Here is a 24,433-nt window from a genome sequence, read left to right on the forward strand (position 1 = left end):
GGGGGGCTTAAGAACGTGCGCGCGCCACAAGAATAGCGCGCGCCACTTCGGCAAAGCCGCTACCACGTTCACTTGGCGTGATGTAGCGCGGCAGGTGGCTCAACTGCGCTTCGAAGCGGCGGATGTTGGCCACGCCAAACGAATGCACAAAAGCCTGGAACATCAACTGGTCGTTGGTCGAGTCGCCCACGTAGACCCAGCGATCGATCTCCGCATCCAGGTCGCGGTCGAACAAGGCGCGGGTGATCCAGCGTGCCCCTTCGAGCTTGTTGTGTGCGCCAAACCAGGCGTTGATGTGGATGCTGCTGACGGTGGCGTTCATGCCGGCAGCACGCATGGCGGCCACGGCTTGGTTGATGGCCGCTTGCGGCAGGTGCGTGAATTCGCTGTGGTCGATGGCGATGTCGGTCTCGCGCCCGGGGGAGTCTTCGGCACGGCGCGCGCCCGGCACGGTTTGCTCAATCTGCTGCAAAACCGCTTGCATGCGCGCGAAGTTGGCGCTGCGTGTGGCAGCGTCTTGCTGGTATATTTTTTGTAGCTGCTCACGCAGTTCTGGTGGGCGCAGAAGGTCTTTTTCGCTTAAACCGGCCAGGGCAGGTGAGTTGGGCGGCAACAGCCCCACAGCACCGTTTTCGGCCACGATGGCATCCACGGGCCAGCTTGCCGCCATCGGTTCGCTCCAGCCCACGGGGCGGCCCGTGATGGGGATGACGTGCAAACCCGCCGCCTTCAAGTCGGCCAGCGCCTGCAGCGCATCGGGGGTGATGGCGCCGTCGGCGGTCAGGGTGTCGTCAATGTCGGTGAACACACCCACCAGCGCCGGGCCGGTGGGGGCAGGCCAGTTGGCCAAGGGCTGCATCGTCATCGGCTAGGTCAGCCAGCGCTTTGCAAGGCCAACCCAGCGTGTTCGCGCAGCGGGTGGAAGTGGATCTTCGGGAAGCGTTCTTGCGCCAGTCGCACGTCGTACGGTGAGGTGCAGAGATAAGCCAGGGTCTCGGCCGCGTCGTGGGCCATGCGCATGGGGTAGGCGTCGGTGAAGGCGCGTAGCTCGGCCGGGGTGTCGGCGGTGATCCAGCGTGCGCCGGTGTACTGGCAGGATTCGAGTTTCACGTCGGCGTCGTACTCGGTCTTCAGGCGGTGTTGCACCACTTCAAACTGCAGTTGACCCACGGCGCCCAGCAGCATGGGGCCGCCCACGTCGGGCCTGAACACTTGGATCGCGCCTTCTTCACCCAACTGCGCCAAGCCCTGTTGCAGTTGCTTCGTGCGCAGCGGGTTCTTCAAGATGACGGTGGTGAACAACTCGGGCGCGAAGAATGGCAGGCCGGTGAATTGCAGCGACGCGCCATCGGTGATGGTGTCGCCCAACTGCACGCCGCCGTGCGTGGTAAAGCCGATGATGTCACCCGCGTAAGCCTCGTCCACCGCCTCGCGGCGTTGCGACAGGAAGGTGACCACCGAGGTAGGGCGCAGCTCTTTGGCGGTGCGCTGCACCTTGAGTTTCATGCCCGGCGTGTATTTGCCCGAGGCCATGCGCACAAAGGCGATGCGGTCGCGGTGGTTGGCGTCCATGTTGGCTTGCACCTTGAACACCACGCCGGCAAAGGCGGTGTCTTCGGGCTTGATTTCCTTGACCACGGGTTGGCGGTTGACCAGCGTGGTGCTCACGCGCGGCTGTGGTGACGGCGCCAGGTCGACCAGCGCGTCCAGCACTTCCATCACCCCGAAGTTGTTCACACCGGAGCCGAAGAACACCGGCGTTTGTTTGCCGGCCAGGAAGGCTTCGTGGTCCCAGGCAGGCGAGGCGCCCACGGCGAGTTCCATGCTCTGCTCGGCCATTTCGAACTCGTGGCCAAAGCGTTTGAGCAGGGTTTCGCGGTCGCTCAAAGCGATGGTTTCAAACTCTTGTGGCAGGCGTTCCTTGCCGGAGTCGAACACCGTCATGGTCTGCGTGCGCAGGTTCATGATGCCGCCGAAACTCTTGCCTTGGCCCACGGGCCAGGTCATGGGCACGCAGGGCATGCCGAGTTCGCGTTCGATCTCGTCCATGATGTCCAGTGGCTCGCGCACTTCGCGGTCCATCTTGTTGACGAAGGTGATGATGGGCGTGTCGCGCTGGCGGCAAACTTCGATCAGGCGGCGGGTTTGTGCTTCCACGCCGTTGGCCGCGTCAATCACCATGAGCGCCGAGTCCACGGCGGTCAGCACGCGGTAGGTGTCTTCCGAGAAGTCCTTGTGGCCGGGGGTGTCGAGCAGGTTGATGACGTGCTCGCGGTAGAGCATCTGCATGACCGACGAGGCCACCGAGATGCCACGCTGCTTTTCGATTTCCATCCAGTCGGACGTGGCGTGGCGCGAGGCCTTGCGCGCCTTGACCGAGCCGGCGATCTGGATCGCGCCCGAGAACAGCAACAGCTTTTCGGTCAGCGTGGTTTTACCCGCGTCCGGGTGGGAAATGATGGCAAACGTGCGGCGGCGGCGGGTTTCGGCAAGGAAAGACAAGATGGATTCCAGGAGGTGTCGGGGCGCGTAGGGGGCAGCGCGGGGGCGGCTCTAGCCTGGGATTCACGATCCACGGGCTGGCGGCGCAAGCCGGGCATTTTACCAAGCGGCTCAGACGTCCAGAATCCAGTCGTCTTCGCCCTGTTGTTCAATTTCGGCCGCTTTGGCGCGCACTAGGTCTTGCAGCAATTGGTCAAACCAAGCATCAACAGGCACATCGGCAAAAAAACGCTGGTGCAGCAGGTGAAAGTACGGTGTTTCAGTCGTCCAACGGGCAAGCGCGCTACGCTGTACGCGGTGCAATTCCAGCAGTTTGAACTTCAAGAGTACCTTGGCCGCGTGGTGCGCATGTTTCAGCGGGTTTTGCACAAAGCCGTCGAGCCGCTTACGCGCGGTGGCCAAGGTGGTGGGCGCGTCGTGGAACACGCGGCCGTGGCCGGGCACAACGGTCTGCGGTGCCAAACGTTCGATCAGGTCGAGTGTGGCGGCCACTTCGTCCATGGCTTGAATGCCTTCCAGCTCAGGAAAGATCACGCCGAAGCCATGTTCCCACAGCGCATCGGCCGACAGCAGCACGCGGGAGATCGGCTCGAAGAAAACAACCGAGTGTGGGTCGTGGCCCGGGGCGGCGTGCACTTGCCAGTGGCGTTCGCCCAGTGCGACTTCAGTGCCGGGCTGCAGCAACACATCGAACTTGAAGGGTGGGCAGGTTTGGCCGGTGGGGGTGTAGCTCAAGGCGTTGGCGTCCCATGTGGAGACGTGTGTGGCCTGGCCCGGGGGAATATGCGTCACCACGTTGGGGTAGGCCGCTTGCAGCGCCGCGTTGCCCCCGCAGTGGTCGCTGTGCAAATGGGTGTTGAGCAGCCGATCGAGCGAGCGGCCCTGCAGCGTGTGCGCCACCAACTGCAGGGTTTGCGCGGCGTGGGTGCAGTAGCCGCTGTCGACCAGGGCCGTGCCATGCCGCCCCTGCAGCACGATGTTGTTGGCCGAAAGCCAGCCGCGCTCCAGCACCGTCATGCCGGGCGGCAGGCTTTCAGTGGGGTTCACTTGACGTCGCTGCGCAAGGCCCGGCGCAGGATTTTGCCAACGTTGGTCTTGGGCAGATCTTTGCGGAACTCGATGTACTTGGGCCGCTTGTAGCCGGTGAGCTGCTTTTGGCAATAGGCGGCCACGTCGGCCTCGGTCAGATTGGGGTCGTTGGTCACCACAAACACCTTGATGGCTTCGCCCTGCATCTCGTCCGGCACACCAATCGCTGCGCATTCCACCACGCCGGGGCAGAGCGAAATCACGTTCTCCAGTTCATTGGGGAACACGTTGAAGCCGCTGACCAGAATCATGTCCTTCTTGCGGTCGACGATGCGCACGTAGCCGCTGTCTTCCATCAGTCCAATGTCGCCGGTGCGCATGAAGCCATCGGCCGTGAAGGCCTTGGCGTTTTCGGCGGGTTGCTGGTAGTAGCCGGGCGTGACGTTGGGGCCGCGGATGCAGATTTCGCCGACCGCGTTGGCGGGCAGTGAGGTGCCGTCGTCGTCCTTGATGGCGATGGCTATGCTGGGCAGCGGCAGGCCGATGGTGCCGGTGAATTCAGTGGCGTTGACGGGCGTATTGGTGCCGATGGCGCAGGTCTCGCTCATGCCCCAACCTTCGATCATCACGCAGCCGGTGGCATCTTTCCAGCGCTTGGCCGTGCCTTCTGATGCCGCCATGCCACCCGCTTGCGAGATGCAGAGCTGGCTGAAATCCACCGACTTCAACTCAGGGTGTTGCAGCAGTGCGTTGAACAGCGTGTTGACGGCGGGCAGGATGTGGAACGGCCGCTTCTTCAGCACTTGAATGAACTTGCCAATGTCGCGCGGATTCGGCACCAGCGTGAGGTGTGCGCCCAGGCGTATGCCCATCAGGCACAGCGTCAGCGCGAAGATGTGGTACAGCGGCAGCGCGGCAATGGCGTTGATCTTGTGGGCATCGCCCACCTTGGCCAACGCGGGCGCAAACCAGGCCTCGGATTGCAGCACGGCCGCGACGATGTTGCGGTGCGTGAGCACGGCGCCTTTCGACAAGCCTGTGGTGCCGCCGGTGTATTGCAGAAAGGCGATGGAGTCGAGTGTGGCGGCCACCGGTTTGCGCTGCAGTGTTTTGCCCTTGGCCAGGGCCTCGTTGAAGGGCGTGATCTGCAGGCCAGGGCGCTGCGGCAGGGTGTAGGGCGGCACCATCTTCGCCAGGTGGCGCACAGCGAAGGTGATCCAGCGGCCGTAAGCGGCGCCCAGCAAGTCGCCCATGGCGGTGACGACCACGTGCTGCACGGGTGTGTGTTCCACCACTTCGGCCAGGGTTTTGCAGAAGTTTTCCAGAATCACAATTGCGGTCGCGCCGGAGTCTTTGAGCTGGTGCTCCAGCTCGCGTGGGGTGTAGAGCGGGTTGACGTTGACGCAGGTGTAGCCAGCGCGCAGAACGGCCAGCATGGTGGTGGCGAACTGCGGAATGTTGGGCAGCATGATCGCCACCTTGGCACCGGGGGCGAGGCCGCAGGATTGCAGCCAGTTGGCTAAAGCTTGGGAGAGGGTGTCGAGTTCGCCGTAGGACATCCAGCGGTCCATACACACCGAGAACGGTTGCGCTGCATGCTTTTGAAGCGAGTCTTCTAAGAGCTGGGTGAGTGAGCTGAAGGGCTCAACATCAATTTCATGCGGGACTTGGGCGGGGTAACTCTTCAGCCAAAACTTTTCCATGCATCACTCCTTTGCGAGTGATTGTGTAAGTCTATGCAGTGCCGCGATAGCGGGCTTGTCCTAGGCCTGTCGCTTGTGTGGCAGCGCGCTCCGGGGGCGCGTCTGGCTTAGTTGGGGGCGCTTTTGCGCGCGTCGCAAGGGCCTCTGGCCAAGATCTGGCCATCAGGCGCGACGAGGCGCGCTTCGCGGCCGCTGCGGTCAATCACCCATTGCGCGCCGTTGCCAAAGACAAGTCCGGTGGCCGTCACATAGCCTGAGCTCAACCATTGCTGGTTGACCGCGACGGCGTCGTCCGACTCGCTGTAGCGCACCTCAACCCCTTTGCGTACTTCGTTCGTGCTTTGCGATTTGAGGTCGCAATACAAGGTGCGCGTATCGGGTGGTCCACCCTTGGCCAGCAACTGGCGAGCGGTGTTGGCGGCGTTGCCGGGCGAACTGCTGCTGGTGCAGGCGAATTCGGCGGCCATCCATGTGCCATCGAGCATGTGCACCGGATTGAATGTGAGCTTTTGAACGTCAATGCTCGCGGCGCGGCGTTGCGGTGGCACGACCGGCTTGTCTTCTTTGTCGAGCGATGCCGAAGGCAACGTGGAAGCGAGTGTGGCGATTTGCGGTGGGTTTTGGCACTTCGCCACAAAGTTGGCGTGCCCGGCCATGGGCTGCGGCTGTTTGACGTTGATGAGAAAGTAGTTCCCCGTGACGTGTTTAGCGTCTACAACTTCGAGCGATACGGTGTCCACCCCAATCAGGATGTTGTCGATGCGCTGGACGATTTGAATGTCGGAGCCCGAGTTTTGCGCATGTACCGAACCCAAGGCCAAACCTAGCAAGGCTGCAGTCAGCTTGGCAAACAAAGGGTGATGGGCGCGCATAAACAAAGGGAGGGGCTCTTGTACAACGGGGAACAGGAGCGGCAGTTTAGCTTTCGAGTCCGTAAGTGGCGTGGCATAGTGCGCACCTGCGGTCGTTTTAACGTTATGAAGTCGTAACGAAACGGGCGGCTCTAGTGCAAGGACGCTTGACTGCTTTTGACTATGCCGTCATAGGCGCGTTGGGCCAGGGCCTGGGCCAACACCCATGCGGGGTCGATCAGTTGCAGGTGCGGGTGCGCGGCCACGGCCTGCAGGGCGAGCGGGATTTCAGTGCAGCCCAGAATCAACGTCGACAAACCATGTCGCTCGACCAAGCTGCGCGCCACGGGCTCGAAACACGCACGTGCCAGCGCGATGTTGTTGACCTTGACGCCTTGGTAGATGCCGCGCATCAGGCTTTCACGCTCGGCCTCGTTTGGCACATGGCACCGCACGCCGGCGTCACGCAACACGCTGTCGTAAAGCCCCGCGCGGTAGGTGCCAGCGGTGGCCAGCAAGCCGACTTCACGCACGCCTTGCGCCTGCAGTGACTTGGCCACTTCACGGGCCACATGCAGCACCTCGATGTGCGGAAAGCGCTGCTGCAGCAGGCCATGCCAGGCGTGCGCGGTGTTGCAGGCCACCGCCACCGTGGTGGCACCCAGCGCCGCCAGTTTTCCCAAGGCTTGCAGCATCGGGTCCAGCGGCTGGTGGGCGCCCGGCATGTCAGCTTTAGGTGTGTTCAATGCGGCCGTGCGGTCGGGCACCGGCACCTGCGCCAGCCAGTGCTCGGGGAAGGACTGGTCAGTGACCGGCAGGCCCAGCGCGGGTAATTGCGCCGCGCAGGCCTGCACAAACAGCCGCGTGAAATCCGCACCTGCCGCCGGGCCCATGCCGCCCAGGATGCCGACAACAGAGGGGGATTTGATCGCGACCATCCTGCTTTCCATTTACATCGCTGGCTTGTCGCTCAGCGCCTTCAGGTTGTCGCGCAGTTGCGCGCTCATCGGCAGGTTCAGGTTGATGTTCTTCGGCGGAATCGGCGACATGAACCACTTGGTGTAGAGCTTCTCGAAGTCGCCCGACTTGATCAGGCCGGTGATGGCGCCATCGACCAGCGCTTTGAAGGCGGGGTCGTCCTTGCGCAGCATGCAGGCATAGGGCTCGACTTGCAGCGAGTCGCCCACCACGTCGAGTGCGGCGGGGTCTTTGGAGTTGGCCTTCAGACCGAACAACAAAATGTCGTCCATGGCAAAAGCCAGGGCGCGGCCGTTTTCCACCTGCAGCAGCGAGTCGTCGTGGTCTTTGCCGAGGATGAGGTTCAGGTCCAGGTTGTTGGCCGCGCTGTACTTGCGGATCACCTGGGCGTTGGTGGTGCCGGTGGTGCTGGCCACGGATTTGCCGGCCAGGTCGGCGTAGTTTTTGATGCCGGAAGTCTTCTTCACCAGCAAGCGTGTGCCGGTGTAGAAGTGGTTGATGCCGAAAGCCACTTCCTGGCCGCGGGTGGTGTTGTTGGTGGTGGAGCCGCACTCCAGGTCGATGGTGCCGTTGGTCAGCAGCGGAATGCGGTTTTGGGAGGTCACCGCCATCGTGGCGACTTCCAGGTTGGGCTTGTTCACTTTCTTCTTCACCGCGTCGACGATGGCGTTGGTCAAATCGACCGAGAAGCCGACGGCGGTACCAGCCCCGACGAGGTAGCTGAAAGGCACAGACGATTCGCGGTAGGCCACGGTGATCTTGTTGCTCTCGGTGACTTTCGAGAGGGTGTCGGCGTGGGCACTGGCCAACAAGCTGCAAGCCAACAAAGAGGCCGTGGTGACGGAAGTCGCGACGCGGAATTTCATGCAAGTCCTTTCGGGGGAATGGTGGGAGGATCGAAAAACGCAGGGCCAGTGTAGGGAGCGGTTGCCATCGGTGGAAATTCAATTTAGGGGGCAACCTATGCCTAAAAATTATGGGTGCTGCACGACGCGTTGCTTGCATGGATCGTGCCCGCGCAACCCATAAGCTTCCATCATGGGCAGCGACGCTTTTTGCATTGTTCAAAACCCATGGCTGCACTTACAGTCGCGGTACCTAGGGAGAACACTGATATGCGGGTCTGCGTGATGGGGGCTGGAATTGTGGGGCTGGCCACGGCCTATAGTCTGAGCGACGCTGGGCACGACGTGACGGTGATCGACCGCGCGGGGCCCGGTGCCGGCGCCAGCGGCGGCAATGGTGCGCAACTGAGTTATTCGTATGTGCAGCCGCTGGCTGACCCGGCGATTTGGGGGCAACTGCCCAAACTCCTGTTCTCGAAGTCTTCGCCGTTGAAGCTCAGTCCCAAGCTCGACCCGCAGCAGTGGCGCTGGGGGCTGCAGTTTCTCGCCGCTTGCAATGCGGACACGTCGCGCAGTACGACGGAGGCCTTGCTCGCGCTGGCCGCCCGCAGTCGCCTGGCGTTCGACCAGATGATGCGACGCGAGGCACTGGATTGCGATTTCTCCGCCACCGGCAAGCTCGTGCTGTACAGCGCTGAGGCTTCGTTCCAAGCCGCCACGCGCCAACTGGCCTTGCAGCAATCGTTGGGCGTGCAACAGCGCGCAGTAGACGCCGCCGAATGCGTGGCTATCGAGCCGGCTTTGCGGCATTACCAACCGCGCATCGCGGGCGCCATCTACACGCCGAGCGAATGTGCTGCCGACTGTTTGAAGACTTGCAGGGGACTGGTCGAGGTGCTGCGTGCGCGGGGTGTGCGTTTTCTGCTGGGCTCATCGGTCGAAGGCTTTGTGCAACGTGGCGAGCAATTGGTGGCCCTGCACACCACCCAGGGCGAGGTGATGGCCGACCAGTTTGTGATGGCGCTTGGCGCGTTCTCGCCCAAATTGGCGCGTTCGGTAGGTGTGAGCTTGCCGATCTACCCGCTCAAGGGCTACAGCATCACCGTGCTGACCGATCGCGCCGCGACCGATGCGCCGCGCGTCAATGTGACCGACAGCGCGCGCAAGGTGGTCTTTGCGCGCATTGGCGAGCGTTTGCGCGTGGCCGGCATGGCCGAGTTGGTGGGGTATGACGACACGATTCCAGATGAACGCATTGCGTCGCTGGTGGAATCGACCCGGGCCTTGTTTCCGGATTGCAGCAGTTTTGTCGAGCTACAGCCCTGGACGGGCATGCGGCCGGCCACGCCCACCGGCTTGCCCATCGTGGGCCGGTTGCCACGCGCACCCAAAAACCTGGTGTTCAACACCGGCCATGGTGCGTTGGGCTTCACGCTTGCTTTCGGCACGGCGAAGGCCGTTGCCGAAAGCATGAAGACATAGCAAAACCTAAACCACCTCGGCCAAGGTTTGCTGCACGCAGCGCACAAAGGCCCGCGCCGCCACCGAGCCCGGCTTGCCTGCGGGGCGTAGCGCATGCACCGGCACCGGAATTTGCGGCTCCAGCGTCAGCACGTCCACACGCGACAGGTCGGCCGAAGCGGCCGTGCAGGTGTCCACCAGCGCAATGCCCAGCCCATGGTGCGCCAAGGCCAGCGCTGCGTGGTAAGTCTGCACGGTTAGCGGCAACTGCAGCCCCACGCCGGCCTCGCGGCAGGCTTGGTTCAGGCTACGGCCCACGGGGTCTTGCACTTCCAGGCCCACCACCGGGGTGCTGTCCAGATCGCTCAACGCCACCTTGCCCCGCTTGACGACGCGCGCCGGCAGCATGCCTTTAGGTGCCACGCACACGATGTGCGCCTCGGCCAGTGGCTCTTGGGCCAAAGCCGCGTGGCCGGCCGAGCTGAACAAAAAGCCGATGTCGGCCTCTTGCAGCACCAGGGCCGAGACGATTTGCGGTGAATGCAGCGCTTTGATGCTGATGGGCACGTCCGGGTGTTTGGCGCGAAAGCGTTTGATCGCGCGCGGCAGCATCTCGAAGCTCAGCGCCAGCACCGTCACCACGCGCAACTCGGCCTCGCTCTGACCGAGCTTCAAATTGCCTGCCAAACGCTGCACTTCGTCCAGCTGTGCAAACAGGCGCTCGACGTGGGGTGCCAGCGTCAAGGCCTCGGGCGTGGGCACCAGGCGGCCCTTGGCGCGTTGGAAGAGGGCAAAGCCCAGTTGGAGCTCGGCGTGCTGCAGGATGCGGCTGACGGCGGGCTGGGTCACGTTGATCAGCCGCGCGGCACCGCTCACGCTGCCGGTGAGCATGACCGCATTAAAAACTTCGATGTGTCGCAAACGCATGGAGACTCCGGCGCCGCTTCCCGGGCGCGATGCGGGCAATATACGTGGTTCGATGACAGGCTTGGCCGCGACTCCTTAAAATCGACCCTTTGGCTTTCAGAAACTCTCTTTCAGAAACTCTTTAAGCCACGCCTCTTTTCTATCCCGCTACCCGACATGACCCAACTGCTCGAAACCATCGAAATCGAAAGCGCACCCAACCCCACCGCCGCCGTCATCTGGCTGCATGGCCTGGGCGCCAGTGGCGACGACTTTGCCGCCATCGTGCCCGAGCTGGATTTGCGCGGCTGCGCACCCATCCGCTTTGTGTTCCCGCATGCGCCCGAAATGCCGGTGTCAATCAACAACGGCTACGTCATGCCAGCCTGGTACGACATCCTCACGCAAGACCTGGTGCGCCGCGAAGATGCCGCTGGCATCCACGCCTCGGCCCGCGCCATTGAAGCGCTGATCGCCGACCAGGTGGCACGCGGCATTGCGCCGAACAAGATCGTCTTGGCCGGCTTCTCGCAGGGCTGTGCGATGGTGTTGCACACCGGACTGCGTCACTCGCAGCGTTTGGCCGGCATCATGGCGCTCTCGGGCTACTTGCCTTTGAGCGACACACTGGCCGCCGAGCGCTCCGCGGCCAACGCCGACACGCCCATCTACATGGCCCACGGCCAGATCGATCCGGTGGTGGTGCTGGCCCGTGCTGAAGTTTCGCGCGACACCTTGCAAGCCTTGGGCTACCACGTGTTCTGGAACGTCTACCCCATGCCGCACAGCGTGCACCCGCAAGAGGTGGCTGACATCGGGCGCTTTCTGCAAACCGTGCTGCCTGCGGCTACCACTCAAGGCGAGATGCGCTGATGATGTTAGGTATCGACTTCGGCACCTCCAACTCTGCTGCCGCACTCGTGGCGCCTGACGGAGAGCTCATTGCGATTCCGTTGGACGCGGGAAAGACTTCCATGCCGACGGCCTTGTTCTTCTCGAACGAAGACGGCCACGTCGCCTACGGCAGCGCGGCCATGCAAGCGTATTTGAGCGGCACCGACGGGCGCCTCATGCGCTCCATCAAAAGCTTGCTGGGCAGCAGCTTGATGGACGAGCAGACGCTGGTCAACGGCAAGCTCACCAGCCTGTTCGAAGTGGTGGTGATGTTCTTGCAAGAGATCAAGGCGCGTACTGAAAAACATCTGGGCTACAGCGTGTCCTCGGCCATGCTGGGACGGCCCGTGCACTTTGTGGACGAAGACCCAGCACGTGACCAGTTGGCGCAAGACACGCTGGAGCGCGCGGCCCTGGCCGCTGGCTTTACGCACGTGCAGTTTCAGTTGGAGCCCATCGCCGCCGCGTTCGACTTCGAGCGTCGCGTGAAGGCCGACACCACCGTGCTGGTGGTCGACATTGGCGGCGGTACTTCCGACTTCACGGTCATTCAAGTCGGCCCTGGCCGCTATGGCGCAGGCGATCGCACGCAAGACTTGCTGGCCACCACCGGTGTGCACTTAGGCGGTACCGACTTCGACCGCTTGCTGCACCTCGAGAACGCCATGCCCTTGCTGGGCCTGGGTCATGTGGGGCCTAGCGGCCGGGCTATGCCGTCGTCGATGTTTTTTGACTTGTCGACTTGGCACCTGATCCAGCAATGTTATGGACGCACGCGCATCCATCAGGCGCAGGAAATGCGCAGCGATTACAAAGACCGCGTGTTGCACGACCGGCTCATGCTGGTGCTGGAAGAACGTCTGGGCCATCAGCTTCTGGCCACAACCGAAGCCGCCAAAATTGAGTGCTCTATTTCCGAGCAATCGGTGCAGATGGATCTCTCCACCATGGGCATCGGCGCGGCTGTAGGCATGACGCCGCAAGGCATGCACGATGTGCTGCGCGCCACGCTCGACCAGGTGGTGGCGTGCGCGCACGAATGTGTGCGGCAGGCCGGTATTGGCCGACCACAGGTGGTGTATTTGACGGGGGGCTCGTCGGCTTTGACGCCCCTGCAGGCCGCTGTGCAAGACGCCTTTACAGGTGCCGAGGTGGTGGTGGGTGACCGGTTTGGCAGCGTGGCCGCCGGTTTGGCCTACGGTGCCTCGGCGTTGACCGCGAGCGCTGGAGGCAAGTCTGAGAAGCCGGGCAAGCGCGGCAAAACGCTCGCAGCGGCTTAAGTTGGATTCGGTATTTCAGCCTTTCCAGCGTTAACGCTGAAACAAGGCTGAAGTCCCGCTGCTGACTTATTTACTGGCTGGCTTGGCGGCTGGGGCTGCTTTGGCTCCGCCCGTGGATCCACTGGTTCCGCCGGTTGCGGCACCGGCTTCAATGGCCGCATTCACGCGGTTTTGCACAGACTGTTGCAGCACCTTGATTTTGGGCTCCACCGCGCCACGGGTGTCGGCAACGAGTTTCTCGACCAGACTCTTGGTCATTTCGCCATTGAGTTGCGAGAACTTGGCAAGTACTGGCGATTCAAGCACCGTCACCAGTTGCTTGAGTTCTTCTTCTGAAAATTTCTCGTCCAGCAACACGCCGACGGTGGTGGGGGCGAGTTTGTTGGCCCGTTCGCGCAGCAGGGGCAGCGTTTCATCTCCGTACTTCTTGATGTCACCCTGAATATCTTTCGACAGCGCTTCGCGCTTTTCCGAAGGTACGCGGAATTGCACGGTTTGGCTCACCTGCTGCATCATTGCGGCAATGGGGCGGTCCGCCAATTGCACGACGAGAACATTGAGTGCGGGTTGGTTGAGCTTCAACACCTTGTCGATCAACTCTTTCTTCGCTGCGGTGGGTTCAGCGTGAGCCAAGCCGGCCACGGCCATCAGCGCCACCAACAATACCTTCTTCATAGTCATTCCTCTGGTTGAGTCATTTGCATACAGGCAACCGTTGATTATGACCCCGGCTTTTTTGAAAACAGGGGCATTCAAATGGTCAGCGTTTTCTTTTTGGCAATTCTCCATAATCTGGCCGCTCCTATCTGGTGCACACCAGCGAGTGGAAAGGCTCTATGAGCCGTGCTTCAGCGCCACTTCTGAATTCTTCCGACCCCTTTGATTGCGGCCTTGTGCTTTGCAGAGGCGCGCATTTCTTTGAACGTTTGTGTATGTCATCTGAAGCACCGAAATTGTTCCCGCGCCATATCGCTGTTTTGTTACTGGTGTTGATTGGTTGTGCCTTTGCTGGCAACCACATTTCGGCCCGGCTGGCTTTCGACCATGGCACAGGGTTGCTGGCGGCGATTGTGAGCCGTTCCGGCGTGACCTTGCTGGCGCTGGCTGCGTTGGTGGCCTGGCAGCGCCAACCTGTGCGTTTACCACCCGGTGCGTGGCGCTGGCAGTTAGCGGTGGGCTTGCTCATCGCCACCCAAAGTTTGTGCCTGTATTCGGCGGTGGCGCGCATTCCGGTGGCGTTGGCCTTGTTGGTCAGCAATACCATGCCGATTCTGTTGGCCCTGTTGACCTGGGCGCTGGGCGGTGCACGGCCGACCAAGCGTGCGTGCGTGTTGATGGTGGTGATCCTCGCGGGTTTGGTGTTGGCGTTAGACGTGCCCAAGCGCTTGGCGTCGAGCGAAAACATCAGCGCTGAATGGATCGCGGGTGTCGCTTTTGCGGGCTGTGCTTCCGTGGTGTTTGCGCTAGCGCTGTGGATCACCGATCACAAGCTGAAGTCGTTGCGCGGCAGCGTGCGCAGCCTGATGACTTTGGGCATTGTGTTCAGCACCATGCTGTTAGCGGGCTGGAGCGGGCTGGTGCCTGGTGGCATGGCCTTTCCCAAGGACACGTTGGGCTGGACCGGCCTGGTGCTGCTGGTGGTGCTTTATGGCACGGCTTTTACCGTGATGTTCGTCACCTTGCCGAGGCTGGACATGGCGCGCAACGCTGCTGTCATGAACAGCGAGCCGATCGCCACGCTGCTCTTTGGCTGGTTGGTGTTGGGGCAGATTTTGAGCCCGATGCAAATCGTCGGCGGGCTGGTGGTGGTCAGCGGCATCGTGTTGCTGACCTTGCGCAAGGTTGGCTAGGCCGTCAGCCCTACTGCTTAGAGCGGGGTCGGCAGCGAGAACGAAATCCGGCAGCCCTGGTTCAGCGCCCCACGCGCGCTGATGCTGCCACCGTGCAGCATCACGATCTGCCGTGTCAGGGCCAAACCCAGGCCTGTGCCTTCATATTCCGACGCCCGGTGCAGGCGCTGAAAAAGGCCAAACAATTGGTCGGAAAATTCGGGGTTGAACCCAGCGCCGTTGTCTTGGACGTAGAAAGTAGGGCCGCTGGGGCTGGAGTGAGCTGAGGCGGCACCTGTGGCCGTGTCGGCATTGGCAGCGGGTGGAATCCAGCCCACTTCAATCTGCGCCACAGGGCGTTTGCGGCTGAACTTCAGCGCGTTGGACAGCAGATGGCTCCACATTTCACGCAGCAAGGTCACATCGCCCTGTACGGTCGGCAAATCGGGGGCGATGCGCCATTCGATTTGCCGACTGGTTTGCTCCTGCCTCAGCACATCGCGCTGCACCTCATGCACCAAGCTGCGTAAACAGACTTCAGAGGGTTTCTTTTCTGTGCGGGCCAAACGGGCCAGGGCGAGCAGGGCATCGATCATGCTGGACAGGTGTCGTGCCGATTTGTCCATGGTGTCCAGGCAGTCGGACGGATCTTCACCGTCGGCCAACATTTCGCGCACCAAGGGCGTAAACGAAGTGATGTGGCGCACAGGGGCGCGCAGATCGTGCGAAACCTTGTGCATCAGGTGGTCGAGCTGATGGTGCAAGGTCTTCAGCTCGGCATTGCGTTGTACCAATTGCGCTTGCAAACGATGGCGTTCGGTCTCACTCTCACGCAGACGCTGTCGCAGCGCGGACAACTCGTCCTCGTCTTCTTGGGCGGCTTGCAGATGTCGTAGAACCATAGGATTCATGTGTGGCCTAGGGGGCGAATTTTTGGATTCTTTTGCAACGAAATGCGTACGAACCCGTTATTTAGCGCCTTTGACGGGCCGTTGCCAATTGGGAATGCTCACTTGTCGTCCGCGCGCGACGCTTAATGCGCCCTCAGGCGTGTCTTTGGTCAGGGTTGAGCCACCACCCACCGTACCGCCCGCACCGATGTGGATGGGGGCGATGAGCACACAGTTGCTGCCCACATGCACGTCATTGCCAATCACCGTGCGGTGCTTGTTGGCCCCGTCGTAATTGGCGGTAATGCTGCCCGCGCCGTAGTTGACGCGTTCGCCCACCGTGGCATCGCCCAGGTAGGCCAGATGATTGGCCTTGGCGCCTTTGGCCAGGGTGGAGTTCTTCACTTCCACAAAATTGCCGATATGCACCTCGTCGCCCAACTGTGCCCCAGGGCGCAAGCGGGCAAACGGGCCAATCAGCGCGCCTTGGCCGACCGAGACACCGGCTTTTTCGCCGTCAATGTGGGTGAACGGATGGATCACGGCGCCTGCGGCAATGCTGGCGTTAGCGATCACGCAGTTGGCACCAATGCGCACGCCTTCGCCCAGAGACACTTTGCCTTCAAACACGCAGTTCACGTCGATGAACACGTCTTGCGCACATTGCAGGCTGCCACGCACGTCAAAGCGCGCCGGGTCGGCCAAGCGCACACCTTGTTCCATCAGCGTAATGGCTTGGCGGCGCTGGTAGGCGCGCTCCAGTTCGGCCAACTGCACGGGGCTGTTGACGCCGGTGACCTGGAGTTCGTCGCTGATTTTGTGACCCACCACGCGTACGCCATCGGCCACGGCCATCTTCACGATGTCGGTCAGGTAGTACTCGGCCTGGGCATTTTTGTTGTCGAGCTTGGTCAGCCAGGGGCGTAGCTTGGCCACGGGCACGGCCATGATGCCGCTGTAGATTTCCTGGATGGCGCGTTGCGCCTCAGAAGCGTCTTTCTGCTCGACGATGGCCAACACAGCGTCATCCGCTCCACGCACGATGCGGCCGTAGCCCGTGGGATTGTCGAGGGCCAGTGTCAGCAGGGCCAGGTTCTCGCCAGCGCAGGCATCGACCAGGGCACGCAGCGTGTCGGCTTGGGTCAGTGGCACGTCGCCGGACAAGACCACCACCACGCCGTCGTCGCCTAAATGCGGCAGCGCTTGTTGCACCGCGTGGCCGGTTCCAAGTTGCGGCTCCTGTCGTGCGAAATTGACATCGAATTGTGCTTTTCCAGATGTGTGGCCTGCGATGGCTGCTTCTACTTCTGTAGCGACGTGTCCGGTAATGACTACAACACGACGCGGCGTTAAGGCACTTGCCGTGTCGACAACATGGGCAAGAAGTGCGCGATCCGCCAAGCGGTGCAACACTTTGGGTAACTTACTCTTCATGCGGGTGCCTTTACCCGCAGCCATGATGACGACATCTACTGCTGCCATGTTGTTCTTTCTTCCTCAAAAACGCGTTGTGCGCTGGACCGCGAAGCTTATCAGTTGCGTGGCGCTGGTCGGCGTTTTGCAGGGCTGCAGCACCATCAAATTGGGCTACACAAACGGGCAACATTTGGCATATTGGTGGGTCAACGACTATCTGTCGTTGAGTGATGCCCAGGCGCCTCAAGTGCGCGAAAGCTTGGCTCGGCTGCACCAATGGCATAGCAGCCAAGAACTTCCACGTTACGCGGCATTGTTGAGCCAGATGCGTGAATCAGCCGCTGGCGATGTAACGGCGCAGCAGGTGTGTGGCGTATGGTCGCAGACGGTGCAACGGGTGGACGCCATGCTGGTCACCGCGGCACCCGACGTGGTGCGCCTGGCGACCACACTGCAACCCGCGCAGTTGCAAACGATGGAGAAGCGCAACGCCAAGGCCAATACCGAGTTTCGCGCCGAGTGGAAGGGGCTGAACGCTGCCGAGATCCTGGACAAGCGGTTTGACAAGGCTCTTGAGCGCACTGAAAAAATCTACGGTTCACTCGATGCACCGCAAAAAGTCTTGCTCAAAACGCAGCTTGCGCAGTCAGCGATCGATCCGCCGCAAATGGAGGCAGATCGCTTGCGGCGTCAGCAGGTGCTGCTACAACTTTTGCGTCAATGGAAAACAAGTTCGCCCTCGTCTGCGGAAGCCGCAGTGGCCCTGCGGGGCACGATGGCCAATTGGCTTAGAGTGGATGAGTCGGGACATGCGCCTGCTATCGTGACGCAGTGGTGTGGCAATGTTGCCGCGCTGCACAACCAAACCAGCCCAGCCCAAAGGCGCCACGCCCAGGAGTGGCTGCGAGGTTATGAGGATCAATTTGTGAAGCTGGCGCAGTCGCACTGACGTTTGGGCTAGGGGTAAAGCGACTCGTCTGGCTCCCTGGAGCTTTTTAGCCCATTTGTTTCGGCGCTGTGTTGCCGTGTTGCAGCGGATGGGTGGTGTGGGGCATGTCGCCCGCTGCGGCGGCACGTTTTAAATAGGCGCTCAAGGTGTATTCGCGATCCAGCCCGGCCTGGGCATCCCATTGGCTACGCGGCGGCTGAAATTCCGTGCCGCTGTCGCTTTGCTGCTGTTGCCGGTTGTCTTGGTGCAATGGTGATTGCTGCAACGGCAAATGCATGGGCCTGAACGGGGACTGGAGCGACATGGAAACTTCTCCTTCAAGAGCGCTTGAGGTCGTGCGAACTCAACACGAGGCTTCGCACGATTCAAAGGTTAGGCGGATTGGTCGAGGTCAAGTATGGTCAATTTGCGCAGTTTTGCGTCAGTTATTTCCTACCCAAAGGGTTTCACTTTGTGTAGTGCCTGTCAGGACTGGCAGGCTACGCTTTCACTAGCCGAAATTGCCGGTTTCTGCCGGTCTTGTGGGTGACAGCCCGATGATGTTTCGGGCGTGAAACCAGCACTACTGCACGGGCGGCGCGGCTGTGTTACCTTCCCGCCCCATAGCGGCCCCACATAAGCTTATGCGCTTCATGAGCGGCCAGCCCCAGGAATCTTGAGGTAAGAAGAATATGACCACACCGCACGACGCAGCCACCACAGCGCTAGAGGAGCGCCTGCACGCGCTGGCGCCGGAAACCCTGCAGGGCATTCGGCGTGGCCTAGAGAAGGAAAGCCTGCGCGCCACGCCCGATGGCAGCCTGGCGTTGACGCCACACCCCGCAGCCCTGGGTTCGGCGCTCACACACCCACACATCACCACTGACTTCAGCGAGTCGCAGGTGGAGTTGATCACCAGCGTGCATGCCGGCGTGGAAGACTGCCTGAGCGAGTTGAATGAAGTGCACCAGTTCACCTACCGCACGTTGGACGCTGCGGGCGACGAGATGTTATGGGTGTCGAGCATGCCGTGCCGCCTGCCCACCGACGAGACCATTCCGCTGGGCCGCTACGGCAGCTCCAACGTGGGCCGTGCCAAGAGCGTGTACCGCATGGGTCTGGGCCACCGTTATGGCCGCCGCATGCAAACCATCTCGGGCATCCACTACAACTGGTCGCTGCCCGGTGTGTCGAGTGAGCAATATTTTTCGCTGATCCGTAACTTCCGTCGCCACGCTTTCCTGCTGTTGTACCTGTTTGGTGCGTCGCCAGCGGTCTGTTCCAGCTTTGTCGCCGGGCGCCAGCACGAACTACAGTCGCTCAACAGCAGCACCATGTACATGCCTTACGGCACCTCGCTGCGCATGGGCCGCCTGGGCTACCAAAGCCAGGCGCAATCTACGCTGGCCGTGAGCTACAACAGCCTCGAAGGCTACGGCGCTTCATTGCAAGACGCTCTGACACGGCCGTACCCGGCGTACGCCAAGGTGGGTATTCGCAACCCCGGTGGCGACTACAACCAACTGGCCACCACGCTGCTGCAAATTGAAAACGAGTTCTACGGCACCATCCGCCCCAAGCGCGTGATCTTCCCGGGCGAGCGCCCGCTGCACGCGCTGCGCGAGCGCGGCGTTGAGTATGTGGAAGTGCGTTTGCTTGACCTCGACCCGTTCGAGCCAATGGGCGTATCGGCCGACACCATGCGCTTTATCGACGTGTTCTTGATGCATTGTTTGCTGTCCGACAGCCCACCCGACACCCCGGTCGAAATCGCTGCACTGGCGCGCAACCAGCACAAGGTGGCCGCGCGTGGCCGCGAGCCCGGTTTGCAGTTGGAGCGTGATGGTCAGGACGTGGTGTTGACCGACTGGGCTGCCAGCCTGTTGTCGGCCTTTGCGCCCATCGCCGCTGCGCTCGACGCGGCGCACGGTACGCAGGCTTATTCACAGGCCGTGCAAAACGCCAGCCGCATGGTCCGCAACCCCGACCAATTGCCATCGGCGCGTGTGCTGCAGGCCATGATGAAGAACTTCAACGGTTCGTTCACCGACTTTGTGCGCGACCGCTCCGCCCACACGCGTGCCGGGTTCTTGGCGCAACCGTTCTCTGACGAGCGCCAAGCCTACTTCGAAGCCGCGTCGGCCGAGTCGCTGCAAAAGCAAAAAGACATTGAGTTGGCCGACACCATGCCGTTTGATGCCTACCTGCCGCAATACATGTCGCCGCGCCACTTGGGGCTGAGCACGGCAACTGTGGTGACCGATGCTGAAAGGCACGTGGCTGCGCATTGACTACATAGGCTTCCAACGGAGCTCTAAACAAAAACAGGCCCGCATGCGGGCCTGTTGTGCGTGAGCAGCTATTGTTTTCGAGTTAACTCAAACTTACTTCGAAACCGTCTCGGTGCGCACCACCATGTCCAGCACCAACACGATGGACGACGCATCGGCTGGCAGCGGCTGCGGGCGTTGGAATTTCTTGATCCGCAAGACCTGGCGCTGGCCAGCCGTGTGGGTGTAGCCCTCAATCTCTTGGTACAGGTTTTGCCATTCGCCAGGCGTGCCGATGGCCAGACCCTGTGCGTCGTATTTGATCTCACGCACTTGCAGGCAACGCGCGTTGGGCATCAGCGGGTGGGGGCAGTTCAGGCGTTCCGGGCCCACTTCATAAAACACCGTGGTGGACGCGCCGTAGCGGGCCTCTGGCGTGAGCTTGCCGGCCCACACCAAGGTGCTGCCGTCTGCGGTGCGCATCGTCAGGCGCGGCGAGGTAGGCGGGGTGGGCCCGGTGGCGTCGTCAGCGCGCAGTTGGATGGCCTGTGCCAGCAAGCCGCTCAGGGCTGCATCCACCTGCATCAGCGGCCCCACGCACGCGCGCCGGGTCGACACCATCTGCGATACCGCCAACGCACCTGACTCAGACACTTGGTAGCGGCCGCTCATGTTGTTGCAGCCGCCGGTCATGCTCAGCCGTGCATCGGCGGGGTCTGCGCTGAAGCGGGCTTCCACCGGGCGCCCCGGCTCGGTTTGCAAGGCGTCGAGCGCGCGGCCGTTTGAATCCGTTGCGGTGGTCAACTGCCATTGGTGCTGGCTCAGAAAACTCGACCATCCTTTTGGTGGCGCAGAGGTGGGCTGGGGGTTGGACGCTGGCGTAGTGCTGCAGGCGGCGAGGCCGAGCAAAACACCAGCGGTGAGGGCTCGCGTTAACCAGCGAAGGGGATGGGTGTTCATGGCGCATGCCTCCTTTTGGGGAATCAACCGGGTTTTACAGCGGCGATTTTGCCGCGCAGCTTCTTCGCCTACCACTACACAAGCCTATTGAACGAAGAGCGACCTGAAAGCCAAGCCTATTCGCACCAAGAAATTTGCTTATTTAACAGGCAATGCAAAGGAAGTCTTTATAAAACAAAGACTTAAGTGGCTCATACAATGCACTGCATGAGTTGTCCACAGGTTTGTCCAGCGAAGCATGGGAGAACTCACACCCCGGTGGATAAATGAAGTTATCCGCTGCCCAAAATTTGGGCAATCTAAGGGTTTCCCTTTAAAAACAAGGGCTTGAAAACGCCATACAGATGTTCTATGGGTTTATCCACAAAGTTGTCCAGATAAACCAGGGAGAACTGTCACGCCTGCTTTGGGGAACGTTCAGGGGCTGTGGAAAAGCCTGAAGCTTTGCCTACGATTGCTTTTTGGCGATGGCCAGGCGGCGCAAGTACAGCGCCAAGAACGCCACACCCAACACCAAGGCAAACCAGCCTACCAAAGACGATTGCGCCACCATGTCGCGCATGGCGGACGGCGCCATGAACGACGGGCCTAGCAGCACCGCCAAGCCAATCAGCGTGCACATGATGCCGCGCTGCAGCACGTCGGTGTTTTGTTTGCGGGTGGGGCGGTTGGACATGGCGGTACGGCTTCTATGCGATGAAAACGGCAGTGTACGTTTCACCCATGGCGGCGTAGATGTGGGTAGTACGCAAAAAAAATGGCCTGCAGTGCAGGCCACGGAAGCGTATTCAGCTACTCAATCAATAGCAAACTACGCAGGGCAAAAATGGCTGATACGCAAATTACGCTTCGGCGTTGGCCTCTGGGGCAAGGCCGGCGTCTTTGCGAATGGTGTTGTGGTCGCGGTGGTCGCGCAGCCGGCCCAAGGTGCTCTCGAGCGAACGCTTGAGCTTGCCAGCTGCGCCGCGAAAGGCCTCGTCTTGGGTGGTGCCGTGGTGGGTGACGGCCACCGGTTGATGGTTGGCCAGGCGCGCTTCCATGGCACAGCGGGTGTCGGGGGCGCCTTTATCGGAGGTTTCTTTGCCGAGGTGAACTTCCACTCGGGTGATGTCGACTTGGAAATGGCTCAAGACTTCGCGCAGTTCCGCATCGGCCCAGCGCTCCAACGACTCTTTGTTTTCGATGCCGTTGTGGCTGTTGACTTGAATTTGCATAGGACCTCCTCACGGTGATGGCCGCATCCTGCAGTTGCCCGCAGGGGGCGCGGCGAACAGCCGTTTGACAGGGCTTTGGAGTCGCTCCGTCAGACGGCACTCGAGGCCAGTGTGCACCAAAAAATGGGCCCGTCCGGTAGGAGAGCGTAGGGAGTTACGCGTAACAGTCTGTAGAGCCGCGCAGACCGTCGCTTTTAGCTCTCAGCGGCGTCGTCAGTGTCTGCGTCGACTCCATCATTGTCCGTAGGGACATTGCCGGCGTTTTCTGCATTGCCACGGCCGCGCTTCTTGCGCGCGTCTTTTTTCGCCTGGCGTTTGGCGTCGGCAGCCTGACCCGCAGCCAGCCAGCCGGTGAACTCTTCGGGCGCCTCTAGCGTGATGCGCCCGAGCGTGCCGTCGCGAAATTCGTAGATCACGATCTCGGCCGCCTTCTGGATGTTGACGCGCCCGCCACCCAGCAGTGTGCCGCGTTTGCGGCCAATTTCTTCCAGCAGCGTGGCGTCGTCCAGATCGGCCAAAGACTCGGCAGAGCCCAGCCTGTAACGCGCTTGCAGCAGCGGCAAATAGTTACGGCGCAGGTTGGCCAGCAGTTCCAGCGCCACTTCTTCTTCGTCGTACGCGTTGCGACCGATGGCGCCGCTAGCGGCCAGCAGGTAGCCGCTTTCGGGCACCACAATGCGCGGCCACAACATGCCGGGGGTGTCGTAAAGATAGAAATCGTCGGCAATGGTGATGCGCTGCTCGATGCGCGTGATGCCCGCCTCGTCGCCGGTTTTGGCCGCGCGTTTGCCCTTCAGCGTGTTGATGAGCGTGGACTTGCCGACGTTGGGAATGCCGCATACCAGCACGCGCATCGGTTTGGCCATGCCGCCCCGGTTGGGCGCCAGGATGTGGCAACCGGCCACCAGGCGTTGCGCGGGGGCAAGCTCGCTGGCATCCAGCCCAATCGCCTGGGTGGCGGGCTGGGCGTTGTAATAAGCCAGCCAGTCGGCCGTGCGTGCGGGGTCGGCCAGGTCTTGTTTGTTCAGCACCTTGAGCGTGGGAATGCCCTGGGTGATTTCGGCCAGCATCGGGTTGGCGCTGGAGCCGGGCAGCCGCGCGTCGAGCAGCTCAATCACCACATCGGTGTCTTTGGCGCGTTCGAGTACAGCTTTTTTGGTCACATGCATGTGACCCGGGAACCATTGGATGGCCATGGGTGGGGACGACTTTTATTCGGTGCAGAGGGTCTGCATTGTCCCCGAGATCGTGAATGCGTTCTAAAACCGGCCGTTGTGGCTGGGCCGGTAGCAATTCACTTTTAGAAAGCGCTGCGTTTGCGTGCCTTGGCTTTGGCAAATGCAGAGACTGGGCGTGCAGCGGGTTTGTCGTCGCCCGAAATGTGTTCCGCCAAAGCGACGGACTTATCCTGGATGTGCTGCGCCACGTGGCCGGCCAGCACGGCTACGGGCGTGGCAGCCTGTGCCAGTTTTTCCAGCGCTGGCACACCTAAACGTTCGTCAAATGCGGCTGCGTTGGCCGAAGCCAGTTGCACACTTTGGTTGGCCAGCTCGGTGAGTTTTTCGACCACGGCGGTGGCGCCGCTGGCGCTTAAGTTCAAACCCTGGTGGTACAGGCTGCCCACCACGTCATGGGCACGCTTGGCGTTGCGTCGTGCCTCGGCGCTTAATTCGGTTTGCGATTGCCCCATGGCGGCAGACCACTGCTGTTCCAGCAGTTCGGCCACGCGTTCTCCGCTGGCGCGGTAGACGTTGACCATGTTGCGCATGGTGTCGCTGTAAGCAGCGATGAGGTTCGCGCTGACGTCGGAAAGTTGTTGTGCACTCATGACGAAAACTCCGGATATGGCATTGCAGCCCACAATTTTGCGCTTGTCTGTCTCGTAGGGCATGCCACAACGGCACACCAAAATGGGGGCGTGCACCTATAACGTTGTTACAACTTCTTGGGCCGACATTCGGACGCGAGTCGCGCTTTTTAACGCGCCGCCCGACATTTGGCAATGTTGCATCTGCAAACGCAGCTTTTAAAACGGTAGCAGAATGGTCACAGTTCGCATCTTTCCGCTAAACGTTTTGATAGCGTCTAGAGCTTGATGCATATGCCAAAGCGGCACTTTTTATAGAAAGTTTTGCCATGGCCCGTAGCGGCGTATTTGTTTCTTGTGCCTTGGGTGCTGTGCTATTGGCGGCTTGTGCAGCGCCGACCGGTGGCTTGGCCCCCGTGCGCTACACGTGCGACGACGGCAGTGCATTGCGCGTGCAGTTCGAGGCAGACGCCGCTTTGGTCACCTTGCCCGACGGCAATATTTTGCGCTTGCCGCAGCAGCCCGCCGCCTCCGGTACTTGGTACGCCACGCCGCAGTACACCCTGCGCGGGAAGGGTGACGAGGCGACCTGGACCGTTGGTCGCCGCACGCCGCTGGCATGCCGCGTGCAACGCTAACGGCGCGCCTTCCCATCCATTTCAATCGACTG

Annotated in this window: 24 protein-coding genes; 7 read left to right on the plus strand and 17 right to left on the minus strand. The window is 61.3% G+C overall.

Annotated elements, in window-relative coordinates:
- Nucleotides 1-7: 7 nt before the first annotated feature.
- From ACPWMG_RS06450 to ACPWMG_RS06480, 7 genes are all read right to left on the minus strand, one after another.
- Nucleotides 8-859, minus strand: a complete 852-nt coding sequence (locus tag ACPWMG_RS06450; RefSeq protein WP_483305191.1) for an HAD hydrolase family protein — start codon at nt 857-859, stop codon at nt 8-10.
- A gap of 14 nt (nt 860-873) precedes the next feature.
- Nucleotides 874-2,502, minus strand: a complete 1,629-nt coding sequence (locus ACPWMG_RS06455; RefSeq protein WP_483303830.1) for a peptide chain release factor 3 — start codon at nt 2,500-2,502, stop codon at nt 874-876.
- Between the two features lie 111 nt (nt 2,503-2,613).
- Nucleotides 2,614-3,519, minus strand: a complete 906-nt coding sequence (locus tag ACPWMG_RS06460) for an MBL fold metallo-hydrolase (RefSeq protein ID WP_483305192.1) — start codon at nt 3,517-3,519, stop codon at nt 2,614-2,616.
- Between the two features lie 26 nt (nt 3,520-3,545).
- Nucleotides 3,546-5,234 carry an AMP-binding protein gene (locus ACPWMG_RS06465; protein ID WP_483303831.1) on the minus strand — a complete coding sequence of 563 codons (1,689 nt, stop codon included), beginning with the start codon at nt 5,232-5,234 and terminating at the stop codon, nt 3,546-3,548.
- 107 nt (nt 5,235-5,341) lie between these two features.
- The gene (locus tag ACPWMG_RS06470; RefSeq protein WP_483303832.1) at nt 5,342-6,106 is read right to left on the minus strand and encodes a hypothetical protein; all 765 of its coding nucleotides are present in this window, start codon (nt 6,104-6,106) and stop codon (nt 5,342-5,344) included.
- A gap of 131 nt (nt 6,107-6,237) precedes the next feature.
- Entirely contained in the window at nt 6,238-7,023 is a 786-nt protein-coding gene (locus tag ACPWMG_RS06475) for an aspartate/glutamate racemase family protein (protein WP_483303833.1), read from the minus strand.
- A 12-nt stretch (nt 7,024-7,035) separates the two neighbouring features.
- Nucleotides 7,036-7,929 carry a transporter substrate-binding domain-containing protein gene (locus tag ACPWMG_RS06480; protein ID WP_483303834.1) on the minus strand — a complete coding sequence of 298 codons (894 nt, stop codon included), beginning with the start codon at nt 7,927-7,929 and terminating at the stop codon, nt 7,036-7,038.
- Between the two features lie 249 nt (nt 7,930-8,178).
- Between ACPWMG_RS06480 and ACPWMG_RS06485 the strand changes: the two genes are divergently transcribed.
- Nucleotides 8,179-9,390: a D-amino acid dehydrogenase gene (locus tag ACPWMG_RS06485; protein WP_483303835.1), complete on the plus strand. Its 1,212-nt coding sequence runs from the start codon at nt 8,179-8,181 to the stop codon at nt 9,388-9,390.
- 6 nt (nt 9,391-9,396) lie between these two features.
- On the opposite strand, the gene ACPWMG_RS06490 is transcribed toward ACPWMG_RS06485, so the two are convergent.
- The gene (locus ACPWMG_RS06490; RefSeq protein ID WP_483303836.1) at nt 9,397-10,296 is read right to left on the minus strand and encodes a LysR family transcriptional regulator; all 900 of its coding nucleotides are present in this window, start codon (nt 10,294-10,296) and stop codon (nt 9,397-9,399) included.
- Between the two features lie 156 nt (nt 10,297-10,452).
- On the opposite strand from ACPWMG_RS06490, the gene ACPWMG_RS06495 reads away from it, so the two are divergent.
- Together ACPWMG_RS06495 and ACPWMG_RS06500 are read left to right on the plus strand one after the other, a co-directional pair.
- Nucleotides 10,453-11,148: an alpha/beta hydrolase gene (locus ACPWMG_RS06495; protein WP_483303837.1), complete on the plus strand. Its 696-nt coding sequence runs from the start codon at nt 10,453-10,455 to the stop codon at nt 11,146-11,148.
- Nucleotides 11,148-12,449 carry an Hsp70 family protein gene (locus ACPWMG_RS06500; RefSeq protein ID WP_483303838.1) on the plus strand — a complete coding sequence of 434 codons (1,302 nt, stop codon included), beginning with the start codon at nt 11,148-11,150 and terminating at the stop codon, nt 12,447-12,449. The genes ACPWMG_RS06495 and ACPWMG_RS06500 overlap by 1 nt, the downstream gene beginning before the upstream one ends.
- A gap of 66 nt (nt 12,450-12,515) precedes the next feature.
- On the opposite strand, the gene ACPWMG_RS06505 is transcribed toward ACPWMG_RS06500, so the two are convergent.
- The gene (locus ACPWMG_RS06505) at nt 12,516-13,124 is read right to left on the minus strand and encodes a DUF2059 domain-containing protein (protein ID WP_483303839.1); all 609 of its coding nucleotides are present in this window, start codon (nt 13,122-13,124) and stop codon (nt 12,516-12,518) included.
- A gap of 257 nt (nt 13,125-13,381) precedes the next feature.
- On the opposite strand from ACPWMG_RS06505, the gene ACPWMG_RS06510 reads away from it, so the two are divergent.
- Nucleotides 13,382-14,299: an EamA family transporter gene (locus ACPWMG_RS06510; RefSeq protein WP_483303840.1), complete on the plus strand. Its 918-nt coding sequence runs from the start codon at nt 13,382-13,384 to the stop codon at nt 14,297-14,299.
- 17 nt (nt 14,300-14,316) lie between these two features.
- Here ACPWMG_RS06510 and ACPWMG_RS06515 read toward each other — a convergent pair whose 3' ends face one another.
- Together ACPWMG_RS06515 and glmU are read right to left on the minus strand one after the other, a co-directional pair.
- Nucleotides 14,317-15,180, minus strand: coding sequence for a sensor histidine kinase (locus ACPWMG_RS06515; RefSeq protein WP_483303841.1), 864 nt, complete (start codon nt 15,178-15,180; stop codon nt 14,317-14,319).
- 66 nt (nt 15,181-15,246) lie between these two features.
- Nucleotides 15,247-16,650: a bifunctional UDP-N-acetylglucosamine diphosphorylase/glucosamine-1-phosphate N-acetyltransferase GlmU gene (gene glmU, locus ACPWMG_RS06520; RefSeq protein ID WP_483303842.1), complete on the minus strand. Its 1,404-nt coding sequence runs from the start codon at nt 16,648-16,650 to the stop codon at nt 15,247-15,249.
- On the opposite strand from glmU, the gene ACPWMG_RS06525 reads away from it, so the two are divergent.
- Nucleotides 16,532-17,533: a DUF6279 family lipoprotein gene (locus tag ACPWMG_RS06525; protein WP_483303843.1), complete on the plus strand. Its 1,002-nt coding sequence runs from the start codon at nt 16,532-16,534 to the stop codon at nt 17,531-17,533. The genes glmU and ACPWMG_RS06525 overlap by 119 nt on opposite strands.
- 46 nt (nt 17,534-17,579) lie before the next feature.
- Here the strand turns inward: ACPWMG_RS06525 and ACPWMG_RS06530 are convergent, their stop codons facing one another.
- Entirely contained in the window at nt 17,580-17,837 is a 258-nt protein-coding gene (locus tag ACPWMG_RS06530; RefSeq protein WP_483303844.1) for a hypothetical protein, read from the minus strand.
- A 367-nt stretch (nt 17,838-18,204) separates the two neighbouring features.
- Between ACPWMG_RS06530 and gshA the strand changes: the two genes are divergently transcribed.
- Nucleotides 18,205-19,803 carry a glutamate--cysteine ligase gene (gene gshA / locus ACPWMG_RS06535; RefSeq protein WP_483303845.1) on the plus strand — a complete coding sequence of 533 codons (1,599 nt, stop codon included), beginning with the start codon at nt 18,205-18,207 and terminating at the stop codon, nt 19,801-19,803.
- A 93-nt stretch (nt 19,804-19,896) separates the two neighbouring features.
- On the opposite strand, the gene ACPWMG_RS06540 is transcribed toward gshA, so the two are convergent.
- From ACPWMG_RS06540 to ACPWMG_RS06560, 5 genes are all read right to left on the minus strand, one after another.
- Nucleotides 19,897-20,742: a DUF4377 domain-containing protein gene (locus tag ACPWMG_RS06540; RefSeq protein ID WP_483303846.1), complete on the minus strand. Its 846-nt coding sequence runs from the start codon at nt 20,740-20,742 to the stop codon at nt 19,897-19,899.
- Nucleotides 20,743-21,190: 448 nt separating this feature from the next.
- Nucleotides 21,191-21,418, minus strand: a complete 228-nt coding sequence (locus ACPWMG_RS06545) for a hypothetical protein (RefSeq protein ID WP_483303847.1) — start codon at nt 21,416-21,418, stop codon at nt 21,191-21,193.
- 166 nt (nt 21,419-21,584) lie between these two features.
- Nucleotides 21,585-21,956, minus strand: coding sequence for an HPF/RaiA family ribosome-associated protein (locus ACPWMG_RS06550; RefSeq protein ID WP_483303848.1), 372 nt, complete (start codon nt 21,954-21,956; stop codon nt 21,585-21,587).
- A 194-nt stretch (nt 21,957-22,150) separates the two neighbouring features.
- Nucleotides 22,151-23,152 (minus strand): ribosome biogenesis GTPase YlqF, encoded by a 1,002-nt coding sequence (gene ylqF / locus ACPWMG_RS06555; protein WP_483303849.1) that lies wholly within the window; start codon nt 23,150-23,152, stop codon nt 22,151-22,153.
- 104 nt (nt 23,153-23,256) lie between these two features.
- The gene (locus ACPWMG_RS06560; protein WP_483303850.1) at nt 23,257-23,784 is read right to left on the minus strand and encodes a hypothetical protein; all 528 of its coding nucleotides are present in this window, start codon (nt 23,782-23,784) and stop codon (nt 23,257-23,259) included.
- 308 nt (nt 23,785-24,092) lie between these two features.
- Here ACPWMG_RS06560 and ACPWMG_RS06565 point away from each other — a divergent pair, with 308 nt between their 5' ends.
- On the plus strand, nt 24,093-24,401 hold the full coding sequence (locus ACPWMG_RS06565) for an MliC family protein (RefSeq protein ID WP_483303851.1): 309 nt from the start codon (nt 24,093-24,095) through the stop codon (nt 24,399-24,401).
- The last annotated feature ends 32 nt before the right edge of the window (nt 24,402-24,433 follow it).

The organism is Hydrophilobacter chitinilyticus (genome assembly GCF_049860745.1).
Lineage (GTDB): Bacteria > Pseudomonadota > Gammaproteobacteria > Burkholderiales > Burkholderiaceae_C > Rhodoferax_B.